At 67.7% G+C, this 371-nt stretch carries 2 pseudogenes; both read right to left on the bottom strand.

Features of this window, described 5'->3' with window-relative positions:
* Nucleotides 1-152 (bottom strand): annotated as a pseudogene (locus IF89_RS0136325) (ABC transporter ATP-binding protein); the annotation flags it as partial.
* A gap of 47 nt (nt 153-199) precedes the next feature.
* Nucleotides 200-371 (bottom strand): annotated as a pseudogene (locus IF89_RS45685) (sulfate ABC transporter substrate-binding protein); the annotation flags it as partial.

Here is a 371-nt window from a genome sequence, read left to right as displayed (position 1 = left end):
AACTCACCCGGAGCGACATCGAGGCTGATGTCGTCCAGGACGAGCTGCGCACCGGCCGGGCCGGGGAAGGACTTCGAGACGTGCGCGATACGGGCGGCGTGCGGGTGCTCCGCCACCGTGCCCTCGGCAGCCTTGGCGAACGTCGTGGCCATGGTCGTCACCTCCTGAATTGCTGATTGCTGATGGCTGGATGTACGGATCACTCGGCGCCGAGGCCGGCGTCGGGGACCTCGGGCTTGCCGGCGGCCTTGAGGACCTTGTTCAACAGGGTCAGGTCGTAGATGCCGGCCAGGTCGGGCTGTTCGATGAGCTTGGCCTTGACGGCGTGGTCGGCCTGGGTCTTGAGGGTGGAGGCCAGCGGGTCGTCGGTG

It is taken from the genome of Streptomyces sp. NRRL F-2664 (genome assembly GCF_000719345.1).
In the GTDB taxonomy this organism is placed as follows: Bacteria; Actinomycetota; Actinomycetes; order Streptomycetales; family Streptomycetaceae; genus Streptomyces.
This window is presented reverse-complemented; position numbering and strand designations above follow the sequence as displayed.